Genomic DNA, 17,222 nt, shown 5'->3' with positions numbered 1-17,222 from the left:
TCAGTGAAACTAGCATAAGAGATAACATTATGAAAAATGCAATTATTCAGCAATTAGAACAAGAACAAATGAAAAAAGACATCCCGTCTTTTCGCCCTGGTGACACGGTTGAAGTAAAAGTATGGGTTGTTGAAGGTAACAAAAAACGTCTTCAAGCTTATGAAGGTGTCGTCATTGCGATTCGTAATCGTGGTTTACATTCAGCATTTACAGTACGTAAAATCTCGAATGGCGAAGGTGTTGAACGAGTATTCCAAACTCACTCACCAATTGTTGATTCAATTACTGTGAAACGTCGTGGTCAAGTACGTCAAGCTAAACTATACTACTTACGCGAACTTCGTGGTAAAGCTGCTCGTATTAAAGAGCGCCTTAACTAATTTTTTATTGTTTATCAATAAAAATATCAGATTAAGATGGTCACCTTCATGGTGACCGTTTTTATATATAATAAAAAAATTCAACCCAACAATTATTGTTGGTAAATTAACGTAGTTTTTAAAAGAATTAATATAAAAGGTGGACTATGATTGACTATATTTTTGCAATTTTATCAACAACGGTAAAATTATTTGCATTAATGACACCACCTGCTGTCTTAAGCGCATTTTTAAGTGGCACAAAACAATATAATGAAGAGCTTAAACGTAAAACTGCACTCAAAACATCTTGCGCTGTTTTCATCATTGGTATCGTACTCTTCTTTTTTGGCAATACTATGTTTAGTGTTTTTGGCTTTACGCTTGACGCATTCCGAATTGGTTCAGGGGTATTACTATTTATTACTGCGGTTTCACTCATGAACGACTCGCCTGAAAAAAACAAAATTAATAGCGATGAAGATATCAGTGTAGTTCCCCTTGCAATCCCACTATGTATGGGGCCTGCATCCATTGGTACTATTATTGTGATGGGAACAAGCTCACTAGGATTTGCTGCCAATATGACTGGTGCTATCTCTTTATTTATTGCTTCATCTGGAATTTATGCAATGCTTTTATGCGCAAAAAGAATTGCTAAAGTATTAAAAAACACAGGAATTGCAATTTTATCAAAGTTAACGGGGCTATTGATATCAGCAATTGCTGCACAGGTTGTATTTACAGGTATATCAGCTTTTTTAAAATAAGACACAAAAATAAAAAGCGATTGTATGTAATCATACTAAAATAATATTATTAGATGATTACATACACATACAAATTACATTAATCATTTTTGATTATATTATGTTTTTTATAAAACAAATAAGAAATAAGAATAACAATAATTAATATAACTTCCGACAATAAAATAAATTGCCCAGAATCACCAAACCAAACACCAACAATAATAACACTATTTATAATAATGGAAATAACAGCAAGCCAAGGGAAAAGTGGTGATTTAAACTTTATCATCTCTTTAGAGTATTTACCGCTATTTACACCTTTACGAAAACGATATTGACACCAAGCAATAATAATCCACGCAAAGCACCCTACTTGCCCTGTACCTGCTACTAAATAAATATAAAGCTTTTCAGCCGCAATATATTTAGAAAACAAAGAAACTAATGCAATAATGGCTATAAATAATATGCCCTTTGTTGGAACACCTCGTCGATTCACTTTTGAAAAATATTTTGGAGCCAAGTTATCTTGAGCCATAGACCATAACATTCTTGAGCTTGCATAAATAGCTGAATTAGCAGCAGATATAGCCGCACAAAAAATCACAAAAAGCATTATATACGAAGCAAATGTAATTCCAGCTTGATTAAATACCCACACAAATGGACTGATTTCAGTATGTTCTGTTCCATATGGATACACAAGCGCCAAAACAGCAATGGCCAAAACATAAAATAAAATAATACGAAAAGCAACACCAGTGATAATTTTAGGTAAAACAGATTGAGGAGACTCAGCTTCACCTGCTGCATTTCCAATTAATTCGACACCTTGAAATGAATAAGTAACAATAGTCATACAAACAAATATTGCTAAAAAGCCATTAGGAAACCAGCCTTTTTCGGTTTTAAATGTTGGTAAAATATGCGTTTCAGCATATTGGTGATTAAGTAAATAAATCCCCACACCAATAAATGCAATAATCGCAAGAACTTTAATAGTTGAAAACCAATACTCACTTTCTCCAAATGCACGAACAGAAGTTAAATGCACTGAAGTAAGAACAATTAAAATTAACAAACTAAAAAGATAAATAGGAATCGACGGGAAAGTTTGGTGAGCAATCATTGATGCGGCAGTTAAATCGGCCGCCATAGATAGCACCCAACTTAACCAATATAACCAACCTATGGTATAACTCCAAATTGGATTAGGTATAAACATTAATGCATAATGTTGAAAAGAGCCAGCATGAGGGAATGCACAAGAAAGCTCACCTAAACATAACATAGTTGAAAGCATAATGCTTCCTGCCATTAAATAGGCAATAATGGTTCCTAATGGACCAACCGTACTAAGTGGAGATGCGATACCGATAAATAACCCAGTGCCAATAGAACCACCTAAAGAAATCATCAAAAGATGACGATTTTTTAGATTTTTCTTCAAACTACTGGGATAAGGACTTTCTTGTGATTCTGATGTTGTCATGTAAACCGCCTAATAATCAATAAAAACTGCTGGTTTCCCAGCAGCTAACACAATTAATAAATAAACCGTTTTTCTACACCATTTGTTTGGCAAGCCATCAGTAAGGCAGTGTAATCAAGTTCAAAACCGATCATATCACCGACATGTAATGTTTCAGAAACATCTTCAATATCAACAATAGTATGATCACTTGTTTGCCCTAAAACAGTAATTTTATCATTGATAGGCACACAGCTTTCTGCGGGTACATCTTGTCTTCCAAAGGCAAGAAGTGCTCGTTTGCGTGTACCGTTATCAACAAACGTCTTACTGTTTAAAAAAGCATCCACACCTAACTCACCAACAGGAACCGTTGGCTTGCTATTGAGCTCAATAACTTGCGCATATAATTTATACAAATTACTACACGCTTTATCAACAGGTTTGCTTGAATGATGAAACTCATCCAGGTATTTCATATCCACATACTCAATACCAAATTCATGCAATCCTCCTATTCTTAAGTGATTCAACCCTTCCGGCCAAATACCTTTATCTAATAGGTGATAGCTTGTACAATTACCAGCCGATAAATATTTAATTTTAATATTACAAGACTCTTCTACTTTACGCGCAATATGTAAAAAGTCCACTCCATTTTTTACTGTTGGTAAAACAGTACCATAACAGTTAAAATTGGTACCAAGCCCATATAGCTCAACACCTGGTAAAGAAAGAATTAATTTAACCGTATCAATAATTTCATCAATATGTTCAAACCAAATACCTTCTCGTAAATCGCCCATATCTACCATCAACAAAACTTGATGAACTTTTTGTTGCTTAACTGCTTCATCAGAAAGAGCTTGAATAACTTGCTTCTCGCTATTTAGGCTAATATCAGCGTATTTAACCACATCACTAATTTCACTTAAACAAGGGCTACGTAATAAACATGTTTTACAATTTAAAGCCTCTTTCAATTTTTTTAAATTGTAGGTTCTTGACTCAGCAATCACATCGATACCGCCGTCAAGCACAGCTTTGGCGGTTTCTACGCAGCCATCAAAAACTTTATTGACAGCCATTACTTCAATGCCGTGCTTAGCTAACAACTCTTTTTCAACACGAGCATTATTTCTTAATTTGCGCAAATCAATTTCTAATATAGGTTTGTACATACAATTACTCCTCTATATATTATTACTATTGCAAACGGTTACGCTTTTGTGCTCGATAGTAGATCCATTCAGCTAAACCAATAGCAAGCACAGCACCCCCTACTATTTTTGCGATATACTCAACATATCCCCCCATATCAATTTGAGCCGGTGGAATAAAAACCAAAATTACAGCAAATAGCGTTGATAAAAATCCTAATGCAGGTAAAACAATCGGCATAATCTTACCTGGAATCTTAAAGCTACGCGGTACATCAGGTTGAGTAAAGCGTAAACGATAATACGCAATAAACATCACTAAATACGGAATAAAATAACAAATTGTTGTAAGTGCTGTTAACATCCAATATGCCGCTGCAATACTTGGAGACACAAATGTTGAAAAACAAAGTACAGTGACAATAATTGCTTGAATAATTAAAGCAAAAGCAGGTGTTTTATACACAGGGTGTAAACGACCAATACGTTCACCAAGCAAATTATCTTCTTTTGATGCTTCTTGTAACATATAAATAGGGCCTACTAACCATGAGTTAATTTGTCCTAATGCACCAAAGAATAAACAAATTGCCATAACAGGTAATAACCAAGGCATATGTAATTCATTGGCCGCAGCTTCCATCGCTTGCATAACACCAGCAACAATATCGGTATCTGCAGCAGGTAACAATGTATTAATTGCCCATGAACCCACCATATAAATACCAACAATTACAATTGCTGAAACTAACATTGCTTTTGGAAAATCACGTTGAGGATCGCGCGTACGTCCTGCAATCATTGGTGCAACCTCAAGGCCAGCAAATGCAAACATCATACTAGACAAAAATACGATAGTATCCCAACTACTTAAATCAGGGATCCAATCACTAACATGACTATAACTCGTTGCCATTGGGTGTCCAGTAAACAACCATACCACGGCTAAAACAATAATAATGGCAGCAGGAATAAATACACCAAGCCACGCACTTACACTATTGATAATTTTAGTCCATTGCATGCCTCGAATATTCATCAACGTTAAAATCCAAAACACAACCATGGAACCAACGCCAATAAAAACTTGATTTTGAGCTAACTCAGCACTAAACATATACCCAATTGCAGTAAAACCAAATTGCAACATTAACGGAAAGAAAAGAACACAAGAAAACAAAAAGCAAACAACAACAATCCAACCAATACGTTTACCAAACGCTTCTTTTACCCATACAAAAATACCGCCATCTTTTGGCCAACCGGTTGAAAGCTCACCGCAAACCATTGCTAACGGAAAGAAAAGACAAAATGCAGCAAGTAACCAAAGTACCATTGCTGACGCCCCATAAGGAGCAACATTCGGAATTTGACGCAAACTGAGTATTGCAATGACATTCATAAACACAATGTCTTTAATACCAAGTAGGCTTGAATCTTTAGAATCACTCATAATAACCTCACTTTATAATATCTGGAGCATAAAATGCCCCAGATATTGATGATTAATATATGTCGTACCCAACCATATCTTCGTAAGTATCCTCACGGCGAATCAATCGATCTTTACCTTCTTTATCTATCATAACAACAGAAGTACGAGGACGATTGTTATAAACAGTTTGGCTTTCGATGGTATAAGCACCAGCATCAAGGAAAGCCACAATGTCGCCGATTTGAGTGTCTTTTGGCATCAAGAATTCTTCACCTTTAACACCGACATGGAAATAATCACCACCATCACATAAAGGACCTGCTAATTTGATGTATTCATCATGTGTTTCATTGATTTTTGAAGCATTATAAACATAGAAAAACCAATCAAAATGTTGACTATCAGATAACACACTATAACCCGCATCAACAAATTTCCACTCAACGTGTTCTTCAATGTTACCGTCTAAATCATAATTGGTTTTACGTTTTTCACAGGCAACTTCAGTTACAAGCACGCCTGCTGAGCCTGTTACTTTACGACCTGGCTCAATACAGATTTCAACATCAGTACGCCATTTGTGGACTTCACTAATAACCGCATCAGCAAAATCTTGTGCAGTAATACCAGCATACATATTATCTTCTAATGGATTACCATTTTCTTCATCATATTTATATGGAACAGGAATCCCCCCACCAACGTTGATTAAATCAAATTTAATACCAAGCACTTCTTCTAAGCGACGTGATTCATCAACTAAAACTTTTGTTGCTTTAGCAAAAGGCTCAGCTTCAGGTACCTGATCACCAACATGCATATGTAAACCACGTAAATGGACATATGGCATTTCTAAAATACGACGACAGGTTTCTTCTGCTTGTTCTAAATCAATACCTGATTTAGCATGATAAGCAGTGACTAATTCCGCGTGAGTTGCTGATGGAACATTTGGCTCAACACGAACACAAACATTCGCTACTTTTTTCAAACGTCTTGAAATTTCATCAATAATATCAAGTTCATACAAACTATCCACATTGATAATATAAAGATCATTTTGAATAGCAAACTCTAAATCCACAGGTTTTTTAACCACACCATTGAAAACAATTTGGCTACCAGGAAAACCAATATCTAAACATTTACGCACTTCAAACATTGAGTTGGCTTCTGCGTAAATACCCGCATCTTTAATTGCTTTAAGCACACCCATTACAGAACAGGTTTTTGATGCATAGAAAATTTTTGTGTTTGGATGCGCTTTAAATGCATCTTTGATTTCTTGCACATTACGATCAATTTCCTTTTCAGAAAACACATAAAAAGGTGTTGGATATTTTTTGGCTAACTTTTCTAAATTAATACCATCAAAACATAGTTTGCCACTTTCAGCACTAAAACGACGATCTTTAGTTACAAGATCTGTGCGTATTTTGTTATAATTTGACATAATTGTGTCAGACATATGACCTCCAGTTAATTAGTACATAAAAAAGTACATAATGAATAAGAAAAATGGCTTCTCACCTGTAATGCAATCAGTATGCCAACTTAAAAAACAATAATAATCAAATCATTAATAATAATTATCACAAAATAAAATTAGTCATATAGTGTAAAATATATCTTTATGACAAAAATTCGTCATTTTAGAAAGAGTTGAAAAGGATTTAAATTAACCTAAGCAAAACTTAAAAATAATTCAAAATTAAAAGGCGCTCATATCATGACAATCGATCCTGAATTATTACAATCGCTAGATATATTTAAACATTTTTTTGATCTAATCCATCAGCCAATAGCTATTATCAATAAAGAAGGCAAATATATTTATTACAATCAAGAAAGTGCAGAACTAGATGGTTACCCTATGGAGCAAGCTATTGGTGAACCCATACTTAAGGTTTATCCAAAGATGAGAAAAGAAGACAGCACCATGCTGCAAGCACTACAACAGGGTAAAGAATATCAAGATAATTACCAAAGCTATTACAATCATGTTGGTAAACTTGTTGATTACATGCACACAACAGTACCACTTTATAACAATAATAAAGAAATTATCGGCGCAATAGAAATAGGGCGAAATTTATCAACTGTTAGGCAACTACAAGATCAAGTATTTACCCTAAATAGCAAGTTATACCAAAACAAAGAACAGCCATTACCTGAAATCGTTTTTGTTTCCCAAAAAATGCAACAAGTTATTGATCAAACCAATATGTTAGGAGTAAATGATGTTCCTGTATTAATTGTTGGCGAAACAGGCACAGGTAAAGAGCTATTTGCCCGCTTAATACACCAAACAAGCCAACGCCGACACAAACCTTTCATATCCCTAAATTGTAGTGCGTTACCAACAACACTAATTGAAAGCACATTATTTGGCACAGTAAAAGGCGCATTTACGGGCGCAGAAACTCGACAAGGTTATTTAGAGCTTGCAAATGGTGGCACATTGTTTCTTGATGAATTAAATGCCATGCCTTTAGATATGCAAAGCAAATTATTACGATTCCTACAAGAAAAAACCTACTGGCCACTAGGTGGTAATAAAGAAATGTATTCTGATGTTCGTATTGTTGCAGCGATGAACGAATCACCAGCAGAATTACTAAAAACAGGTAAAATGAGAAGCGACCTGTTTTATCGATTAAACGTAGGTTTAATAAAACTCCCAGCATTACGCGACAGAACAGAAGACATTCCCGTTTTAGCGCGCTATTTTATTGATAAACATAAACACGATATAAATATCGTCATCAGCGGTATTAGTGAACATGCACTACAACAATTAATATCAGCACCTTGGCCTGGCAATGTACGAATGCTTGAAAATGCCATAGTCAGAAGTATGGTATTACAAAGCACTCCCGGTGAATTACAACATATCACACTTGATGAAGAACTATTTGATCTCAATAGTTCATTTTATCAAGGCGATGAAAGCAGTAAGCCAAACAAAACAACACAAATCGCATCACCAAACGGGAAAAATTTAACCGAACAAGTAGAAAACTACGAACGACAGCTTATTATTGATGCCTTAAATCAAGCTAATGGCAAAATTATTGCAGCGGCAAAAATATTAAACATTTCACGCACAACGCTACAATATAAAGTCAAAAAATACCACATCCAAATGGGAGTGATTGATGATTAATTTAATCACCCAAAAACGATCAACCAAATGCTTGCGCACAAGCGAATGCACTACTCCAAGCCCATTGAAAGTTATACCCCCCTAACCAGCCTGACACATCAACAACTTCACCAATAAAATAGAGATTGGGCTGGGTTTTCGCCTCCATGGTTTTTGATGATAACCCATCGGTACTCACACCGCCTAATGTCACCTCGGCGGTACGGTATCCTTCAGTACCATTGGGAATAATCGCCCATTGGGTTAAAGAATCATAAAGATTTTGTTGCTGCTTAGGATTAAGTTGCTTCACTGTCAAATCGGCCACTAAATTTAATTGCATTAATGCTTCAACAAGCCTTTTAGGTAAAACCTGAGCTAAACAATTTTTTATATTTTGATTACGATTTTGCTCTAATAATGGTTTAAATTCTGTTTCAAAATGCATATTCGGTAACAAATTAACCTTAATTATATCCCCCGCTTGCCAATAGCTTGAAATTTGTAAAATAGCAGGGCCAGATAATCCCCGATGAGTAAATAACAGATTATCTTTAAAACTGATTTTAGGTATTGATACCTCAACTCGCACAGCAATACCAGACAATGTTGAAAGCACATCTAACAAAGGTTTATGCAGAGTGAATGGCACTAACCCTGCTTTTACAGGAACAACGGGCAAATTAAATTTCTCGGCAATTTTATACCCCACTGACGTCATCCCCAACGCAGGCATAGATTGCCCACCGGTTGCAATAATCACTTTATCGCACTCAATCACACCTTTTGAAGTGTGTAATTTAAATTTTCCTACATCCCATTCCATGTCATTAAGTTGCGTTTGCATTATAAAATTGACGCTCCCTTTTTGACACTCATTAACTAACATATCGACAATCTGCTGGGCTGAATCATCACAAAAAAGCTGCCCGTGTTCTTTTTCATGATAAGCAATATGATATTGATTCACCAAATGAATAAAATCCCACTGTGTATAACGCTTTAATGCCGATTTACAAAAATGCGGATTTTGTGACAAATAATGCTTAGGCTCAACATTCAAATTAGTAAAATTACATTTTCCCCCGCCAGACATTAAAATTTTACGGCCTAACTTTTTACCATTATCAATCACGGTAACATCATACCCCTTTTGCCCCAGTAAACCAGCACAAAAAAGCCCAGCGGCGCCAGCGCCTATAATTGTGATTTTAGATAGCATAATCTATATTTTAAAATGAAAGATATACCATTATAACAATATCAGGTCGGTGATTGAAAATATTGATAATTTATTAAAATAGAACAACCATTTTAAAATTTTTTATAAAAATTGAAAATAGCTTATTTTTTTGATAAGTAAAGAGAGTGTATTTGTGAATTGAGTATGAACACTATGTCGGTTAATAAATTGAATTAATTTATTGATAAATCAGCAACCTGTGTTACTGATTTATCATTTTTAGTGCTTTTATCACTTTTTTATTCAGCTTCCTCAATACTATTTTTTACTTTTATTTTATTAAAAAATAGAAAAGCAAAAGTAGCAACAATAAAGTTTCCCAATGCAGCAAGTATCGTTACACCGTGCAGCCCAAAATGATTAAATAAAATAAACCCTGTTAAGCCTGCACCGAGAGTTGCACCTAAAGTATTAATAGCATAAAGATGCCCTGTTGTTTGCCCTATATTTTTCCAAAACTGTGCAATGTAAGTGATTAATATAGGAAGTGTCGCCCCCATTAAAAGTGCAGGAATAAGTACTAATAAAAAATTAATAATTGCAACAACCATTAAATTGTAAACAATAAAAATATCGCCAACAAATAGAATCAATTGATAACTAATTAGTCCAAATAAACCTATTCCAAATTCACTAAAACAAAAAAGTTGTAGGGCTTTATTTGGATACTTATCGACAATTTTTCCACCACCAAGGGCACCCAAACCTAATCCTAACATAAATGCTGATACAATAATTGCAACAGAGTCAACATCAGAACCAAACGCCGCATAAAGTACCCTCTGCCAAGCTACTTGATAAGTTAACCCACTCATTCCCGAAATAAAAAATAGAGTACTTAATAGCAGTAACTGTTTTTTGTTTAACATAAAAGACCCCTTATTTATTTCCTTTCTTTGTAAAAAGACCATATTTATATTCTGTTATCATATTATTATCGGTAATTATTTCTGTTTCTCGGCCTAAATGATAAAGTTTCTCTGCGTCTTCTAGACTCAATAATTTTGTTGCTAGTGTTTTTTGATAAGCGCCCTTTTCAAGTTGTTTTGCTTCTTCATTAAACAGAGGTACGCCATCTAAACTCAACGTATCAAGACGATTTTTAGCAAAATTTTCATCAATTTTAATTTTTGAATCCGAGGCATAAATAAAGCCCAATGTACCCCAATAAGCATATTTAAATACCGATTGTGCTGTTTTTAAGGTATCGAGTGAACGAGTACTATTAAATGCCAAAATTCCATTAGGATTTAATGCATTTTGTGCTATTTTCATCATTTCTTGCGATACTAGATTAGTTGCACCTGAACGCCAATGGTAAGTCGTGTTCATAATAATTAAATCATATTTTTTATCACTATTTCGTTTTAGCCAACGTCGACCATCATCAATATGAATATTGATTCGAGGATCATTCAATATAGGTGAAACAGCAGGGTATTGCTTGATAATATCCAAATAGCCTTTATTGATTTCAATCGCATCAATTGTTTCTAACGTTGGAAAACTTGATAAAGCACGCGTCCAAGCCCCACCACTAACACCAATAACCAGCGCTTTTTTAGGACTTGGGTGAGTTGCTATCAATAAATAAAGTCGATTTAAATCATTTATATCATTATCAGGATCTATATTTATGATACCATCATACATTTTATTACCTAATACGATATTTTTTCTTCCATTTTTGTTGTCATTGACAACATGAATTATGCCATAGCGATTTTCAATATAAGAATTGACAGATATATCTTGTTGGAAGGTATTACTGAAAATATAATCAACATGTTTATCTACAAAATAAAAGCAACCAATACCAATTATAGCAGCAGCAATAACAGAAAATACTGATTTTTTAATTATCATCAAACTACCTAATAAGATACAAACAATACCGATTAGAATAAACATTGATGAAATAGAGATATAATCGAGGAGAACCCCCCCGATTAATAAACTACCAAGCGTTGAGCCAATAATGTTAAAAAAATAGACTTTAGATACAGAAGCACCAACGTTACCATTGGGAATATTTGTACCTAAATGGTGTACGATTGGAAATAATATCGCCTTTAAAGCCGCAACAACAAATATTAAAACACAGCATATACTTATACATAGAGAGAAATCATCTGGTTGATTTATTTTTTGAATAATAAATGGAATTAATATATCAATAACGCCGGCAAAAATTAACACCAGCCCACCAGCCAATAGTAGGTTTGAATAACGTGAACAAATTTGTTTACCTCGATTTGCACCCAAAGCAATACCTAATAGAAAAAAGAATAGTACTAAAGCAAAAGCATAGGGTGCACCACCCATCTTAAAGCTAACGATTCGAAACCACAGCATTTCTTGTCCTAAACTCATTAACCCCACTAAGAGCGAAATGCACCAAGCAAAATATTTCATAGCAATTTTCCTAAATTTCTTTATTATTTGAATATAGTTATTATTACTCAATTTATTCGTAAATAGATATTTTAATTTGTTTTGCACAAATTAAGCTATAATGCACCATCCCTATTACCTCTACAAAAATAGAACATGGACAATTTTATTAGCCAATCATAATAAATAAATGATAAATTTCAGTACGAATACCTCACCTATAAGCATCACTAATGGTAAGATAATTTTTAGATTTATTTAACGTTAATCATCAATCAATTAATTAGCATCACTATTAAAGAACTAACTCCTTCAACAGTATGCCCATAGTAATTTGAGCAATAATTAAACACCTAATTAAACATATTAGCAAGGATTTAGTAAAAATATTTTCAATTTATCGTTATCATTTATTTTTGCCATACATTAAAATCATAAAATATACAGTAATATAACTAATAAACATAACTCACATTTAGTCGTTAAGCCTGTACTAACTTTTTTACAGAAACATGATAATTACCTTAAACCTCTTAACAAAAAAGAAAAACAACTTATATCAAAAATATCTCCACAGATTACTAAAACATGGCTTTAAATAATAAAAACGTTAAAAAATCATTATGATAAATGCAATTATTAGCTTTATTAATAACGTCCATATTAGTTATTAAAAGGTTGACTTATAAGTAATATTTATTTGACCAAAATACGATTTTTCTTTAATTTTGTAGCCAATATGGGATTAATGCCTATACCTTCTCAAAATGACAAAAGCGATGAATTAGAGGCAATGATATGTTATATAACCAGCATCATGAAAAAGATAACTGCGGATTTGGTTTAATTGCACATATTGAAGGGCAACCAAGTCACAAAGTGGTGCGTACAGCAATTCACGGCTTGGCCAGAATGCAACACCGTGGGGCAATTTTATCTGACGGAAAAACCGGCGATGGCTGTGGGCTTTTATTACAAAAACCCGACCGTTTTTTTAGAGTCGTCGCCCAAGAAGCAGGCTGGCGATTAGCGACCAATTACGCCGTTGGTATGTTATTTTTAAGTCAAAACGAAGCTGAAGCACAAGCTAGTCGTGATATAGTAGAACAAGAGCTTGCTGAGGAAACCCTATCAATCCTAGGTTGGCGTGAAGTACCGATTGATAAAAGCGTACTTGGCGAAATTGCATTATCATCACTACCAAAAATCGAACAAGTATTTGTCAACGCTCCAGCGGGTTGGACAAAAATTGATTTAGAGCGTCGCTTATATATGGTACGCCGTCGTATTGAAAAGCGAGTTCAAGACGACACCTTTTACGTTTGTAGCTTCTCGAATCAGGTCAATATCTATAAAGGCTTATGTATGCCAAAAGATTTACCTCGATTCTATTTAGATTTAGCCGATATCCGCATGGAAACAGCAATATGCTTATTCCATCAACGATTTTCAACCAACACTGTACCCCGTTGGCCTTTAGCGCAACCTTTTCGACACCTTGCTCACAATGGCGAAATCAACACCATTGAAGGCAACCGTCAATGGGCGCAAGCCAGATCATATAAATTTAAAACGCCACTCATTCCAGACTTACAAAATGCAGCACCGTTTGTCAATGTAACGGGGTCTGATTCAAGCTCATTAGATAATATGCTTGAACTGTTTTTAGTTGGTGGCATGGACATTGTGCGAGCCATGCGCTTACTTGTGCCACCCGCATGGCAAAATAATCCTGACATGAACGAAGATCTCAAAGCCTTCTTTGATTTCAACTCAATGCATATGGAACCATGGGATGGCCCAGCAGGAATTGTCATGTCTGATGGTCGTTATGCCGCCTGTAACTTAGACCGTAATGGACTTCGTCCTGCTCGTTATGTTATTACCACTGACAAACTCATTACCTGCGCTTCTGAAATCGGTATTTGGGACTATCAACCAGACGAAGTGGTCACCAAAGGGCGTGTTGGTCCGGGGGAATTGTTAGTTATCGACACCGAAGAAGGTCGCATTTTACAATCGTCAGAAACAGACAACGACTTACAAAAACGCCATCCTTATAAAGAATGGATGGAAAAAAACGTCAAACGACTTATTCCTTTTGAAAGCTTGTCTGACGATAATATCGGATCGCGTGATTATGACGATACCTTACTAGCAACCTACCAAAAACAATTTGGTTACAACGCCGAGGAACTCGACCAATGCATTCGAGTACTTGGTGAAAACGGACAAGAAGCTACAGGCTCAATGGGTGATGATACACCGTTTGCGGTATTATCAAGCCGACCTCGTCTAATCTATGACTATTTCCGCCAAAAATTTGCACAAGTCACAAATCCACCCATTGACCCATTACGTGAAGCACATGTTATGTCGCTATCCACCAGCATTGGTCGAGAAATGAACGTCTTTGCCGAAGCCGAAGGACAAGCTCACCGTGTTGCGTTCAAATCTCCTGTTTTAGTTTATTCTGATTTTAAACAATTAACCGCATTAGAATCACGCTACTACAAATCAGAAACACTAGATATCACCTATGAAATTGACGGTAGCCTGCGCGATGCCATTGAACAGTTATGTGGCGATGCCGAAGCAAAAGTGCGTAATGGAACCGTATTACTCATATTATCAGATAAAAACATCGCAGCCGATCGCCTGCCAATTCCAGCACCAATGGCAGTGGGTGCGGTACAACAACGTTTGGTTGAAAAGAATTTACGTTGCGATGCCAATATCATTGTAGAAACAGCAAGTTGCCGTGACCCACATCAATTTGCCGTACTGCTTGGTTTTGGTGCCACAGCCATTTATCCTTACTTAGCTTACGAAACCTTAGCACAAATGGTTGATAATGGCACAATCAACAAAACTCACCGTCAAGTAATAACCAATTACCGCAATGGAATTAATAAAGGCTTATACAAAATTATGTCTAAAATGGGCATTTCGACCATTGCTTCTTATCGCTGTTCAAAATTGTTCGAAGCGGTAGGACTACACAAAGAGGTCGTTGAGCTTTGTTTCCAAGGGGTAACTAACCGTATTAGTGGTGCGAATTTTGATGATTTTGCGCAAGATCAATTCAATTTATCCAAACAGGCATGGTTACGTCGTAAACCATTAGACCAAGGGGGATTACTAAAATTTGTTCACGGTGGCGAATATCACGCTTATAACCCTGATGTTGTACAATCACTGCAAAAAGCAGTCAATAATGGCAGTTATGAAGATTACAAACGTTATACTGATATTGTAAATAACCGCCCAGCGGCTACATTACGTGATCTATTAAAGCTCAACCCGCCTGAAAACGCCGCCATTCCACTTGAACAAGTCGAACCCGAAGAATCGTTATTTAAACGCTTTGACTCGGCCGCTATGTCAATTGGTGCGCTCAGTCCAGAAGCACACGAATCGCTTGCCCAAGCCATGAACACATTAGGTGGCTACTCAAATTCTGGCGAAGGGGGTGAAGATCCTGCTCGTTATAACACCATAAAAGTTTCCCGAATAAAACAAGTTGCATCAGGACGCTTTGGGGTAACACCAAGCTATTTGATGAGTGCTGATGTAATTCAGATCAAAGTTGCCCAAGGAGCAAAACCGGGTGAAGGTGGACAACTACCGGGCGACAAAGTCACCCCTTATATTGCCAAATTACGGTTTTCTGTACCGGGTGTCACACTCATTTCGCCACCGCCTCATCACGATATTTACTCGATTGAAGATTTAGCGCAATTAATCTTTGATTTAAAACAGATCAACCCAAATGCCATGATTTCGGTCAAATTAGTTTCTGAACCGGGTGTTGGTACTATCGCAACAGGCGTTGCAAAAGCCTATGCCGATTTAATCACCATTTCGGGTTACGATGGTGGAACGGGTGCTAGCCCGTTAACATCGGTCAAATATGCTGGCTCACCATGGGAACTTGGCTTGGTTGAAACCCAACAATCTCTTGTTGCCAATGGCTTACGACACAAAATACGCCTACAGGTCGACGGTGGTTTAAAAACCGGTACTGACATTGTCAAAGCCGCGATATTAGGTGCTGAAAGTTTTGGTTTTGGAACAGGCCCAATGGTTGCCTTAGGTTGTAAATACCTACGTATTTGCCACCTAAATAACTGTGCAACGGGCGTTGCAACCCAAGACGAAAAATTGCGCAGCCACCACTATCATGGCCTACCAGAAAAGGCTATCAACTACTTCCGCTTTATTGCTCGCAATACACGTGAAGTCATGGCTGAACTTGGCGTAAGCCGAATTGTCGATTTAATTGGGCGAACTGACTTACTCTTAGAGCTTGATGGTATAACCGCTAAACAACAAAAACTGGATTTATCAGGACTGCTTCAAACAGCAACTCCACTTGAAGGCAAACCAGTTTACTGTATTGAAGATAACAAGCCATTTGACAAAGGCGTGCTAAACAAAGAAATCATCACCCAAGCCCAACAATCGGTGGATGAACGCCAAAGCAAAAGCTTCTATTTTGATATACAAAACACCGATCGCTCGGTGGGCACAAGCCTATCTGGCTATATTGCCCAAAAATATGGCGATCAAGGCTTAGTCACTGACCCAATTTTGCTAAACTTTAACGGCACGGCGGGGCAAAGTTTTGGCGTATGGAATGCTGGTGGCGTAAACTTAACCCTAACAGGCGATGCCAATGACTATGTTGGTAAAGGCATGGCTGGCGGACGCATTGTCATTCGCCCACCACAAGGGTCGGCATTTTTAAGTCATGAAGCCACTATCGCAGGCAACACCTGCTTATATGGAGCAACAGGCGGTAAATTATTTGCCGCAGGGCGAGCAGGCGAACGTTTTGCTGTCCGCAACTCTGGCGCAATTAGCGTTGTTGAAGGCATTGGCGATAACGGCTGCGAATATATGACAGGCGGCATTGTTTGCGTACTGGGTAAAACTGGCGTTAACTTTGGTGCGGGTATGACTGGTGGGTTTGCTTATATCTTAGATGCTGACGGCGAACTGCACAACCGCATTAATAAAGAGCTAGTTGAAATGTTAAATGTGGCAGATTACGCCATTCACGAAGAACACCTTCGTGGTCTAATTATGGAGCATGCTCAACTTACCCATTCATCACGCGCAGAAGAAATTTTGGCAAATTGGAATGATTATTCTAAACAATTTGTATTAGTCAAACCAAAATCCAGTGATGTAACAGCATTACTTGGGCACCGCAGTCGCTCATCGGCAGAACTGCGTGTTCAGGCACAATAAGGAGAAC

The 17,222-nt window shown here is 36.5% G+C and carries 11 protein-coding genes; 4 read left to right on the top strand and 7 right to left on the bottom strand.

Annotated features, from left to right (window positions below; genetic code table 11):
- Nucleotides 1-29 precede the first annotated feature (29 nt).
- Together rplS and GQ589_RS04255 are read left to right on the top strand one after the other, a co-directional pair.
- Nucleotides 30-380, top strand: coding sequence for a 50S ribosomal protein L19 (gene rplS, locus GQ589_RS04260; protein WP_034900792.1), 351 nt, complete (start codon nucleotides 30-32; stop codon nucleotides 378-380).
- A 146-nt stretch (nucleotides 381-526) separates the two neighbouring features.
- Nucleotides 527-1,129: a MarC family protein gene (locus GQ589_RS04255; RefSeq protein ID WP_160400236.1), complete on the top strand. Its 603-nt coding sequence runs from the start codon at nucleotides 527-529 to the stop codon at nucleotides 1,127-1,129.
- 79 nt (nucleotides 1,130-1,208) lie between these two features.
- On the opposite strand, the gene GQ589_RS04250 is transcribed toward GQ589_RS04255, so the two are convergent.
- From GQ589_RS04250 to lysA, 4 genes are read right to left on the bottom strand one after another with little or no spacing between them, the layout of a single operon-like run.
- Nucleotides 1,209-2,603: an amino acid permease gene (locus tag GQ589_RS04250; RefSeq protein WP_202112508.1), complete on the bottom strand. Its 1,395-nt coding sequence runs from the start codon at nucleotides 2,601-2,603 to the stop codon at nucleotides 1,209-1,211.
- Nucleotides 2,604-2,656: 53 nt separating this feature from the next.
- On the bottom strand, nucleotides 2,657-3,763 hold the full coding sequence (locus GQ589_RS04245) for an alanine/ornithine racemase family PLP-dependent enzyme (protein WP_160400235.1): 1,107 nt from the start codon (nucleotides 3,761-3,763) through the stop codon (nucleotides 2,657-2,659).
- A gap of 25 nt (nucleotides 3,764-3,788) precedes the next feature.
- Entirely contained in the window at nucleotides 3,789-5,195 is a 1,407-nt protein-coding gene (locus GQ589_RS04240; RefSeq protein WP_160400234.1) for an APC family permease, read from the bottom strand.
- 52 nt (nucleotides 5,196-5,247) lie between these two features.
- Nucleotides 5,248-6,645 carry a diaminopimelate decarboxylase gene (lysA, locus tag GQ589_RS04235; RefSeq protein WP_160407447.1) on the bottom strand — a complete coding sequence of 466 codons (1,398 nt, stop codon included), beginning with the start codon at nucleotides 6,643-6,645 and terminating at the stop codon, nucleotides 5,248-5,250.
- A gap of 258 nt (nucleotides 6,646-6,903) precedes the next feature.
- Here lysA and GQ589_RS04230 point away from each other — a divergent pair, with 258 nt between their 5' ends.
- Nucleotides 6,904-8,343, top strand: coding sequence for a sigma 54-interacting transcriptional regulator (locus tag GQ589_RS04230; protein ID WP_160424815.1), 1,440 nt, complete (start codon nucleotides 6,904-6,906; stop codon nucleotides 8,341-8,343).
- A 19-nt stretch (nucleotides 8,344-8,362) separates the two neighbouring features.
- Here the strand turns inward: GQ589_RS04230 and GQ589_RS04225 are convergent, their stop codons facing one another.
- The 3 genes from GQ589_RS04225 to GQ589_RS04215 form a co-directional block, all read right to left on the bottom strand.
- Nucleotides 8,363-9,544 carry an NAD(P)/FAD-dependent oxidoreductase gene (locus tag GQ589_RS04225; protein ID WP_160424766.1) on the bottom strand — a complete coding sequence of 394 codons (1,182 nt, stop codon included), beginning with the start codon at nucleotides 9,542-9,544 and terminating at the stop codon, nucleotides 8,363-8,365.
- A 260-nt stretch (nucleotides 9,545-9,804) separates the two neighbouring features.
- Entirely contained in the window at nucleotides 9,805-10,434 is a 630-nt protein-coding gene (locus GQ589_RS04220) for an MFS transporter (RefSeq protein ID WP_160424764.1), read from the bottom strand.
- Nucleotides 10,435-10,444: 10 nt separating this feature from the next.
- The gene (locus tag GQ589_RS04215) at nucleotides 10,445-11,980 is read right to left on the bottom strand and encodes a fused MFS/spermidine synthase (protein ID WP_160424762.1); all 1,536 of its coding nucleotides are present in this window, start codon (nucleotides 11,978-11,980) and stop codon (nucleotides 10,445-10,447) included.
- 777 nt (nucleotides 11,981-12,757) lie between these two features.
- Between GQ589_RS04215 and gltB the strand changes: the two genes are divergently transcribed.
- Complete coding sequence (gene gltB / locus GQ589_RS04210; protein WP_160400231.1) at nucleotides 12,758-17,215, top strand: glutamate synthase large subunit; 4,458 nt, start codon at nucleotides 12,758-12,760, stop codon at nucleotides 17,213-17,215.
- The last annotated feature ends 7 nt before the right edge of the window (nucleotides 17,216-17,222 follow it).

It is taken from the genome of Gilliamella sp. Pas-s27 (genome assembly GCF_009795865.1).
Classification (GTDB): domain Bacteria; phylum Pseudomonadota; class Gammaproteobacteria; order Enterobacterales; family Orbaceae; genus Gilliamella.
This window is presented reverse-complemented; position numbering and strand designations above follow the sequence as displayed.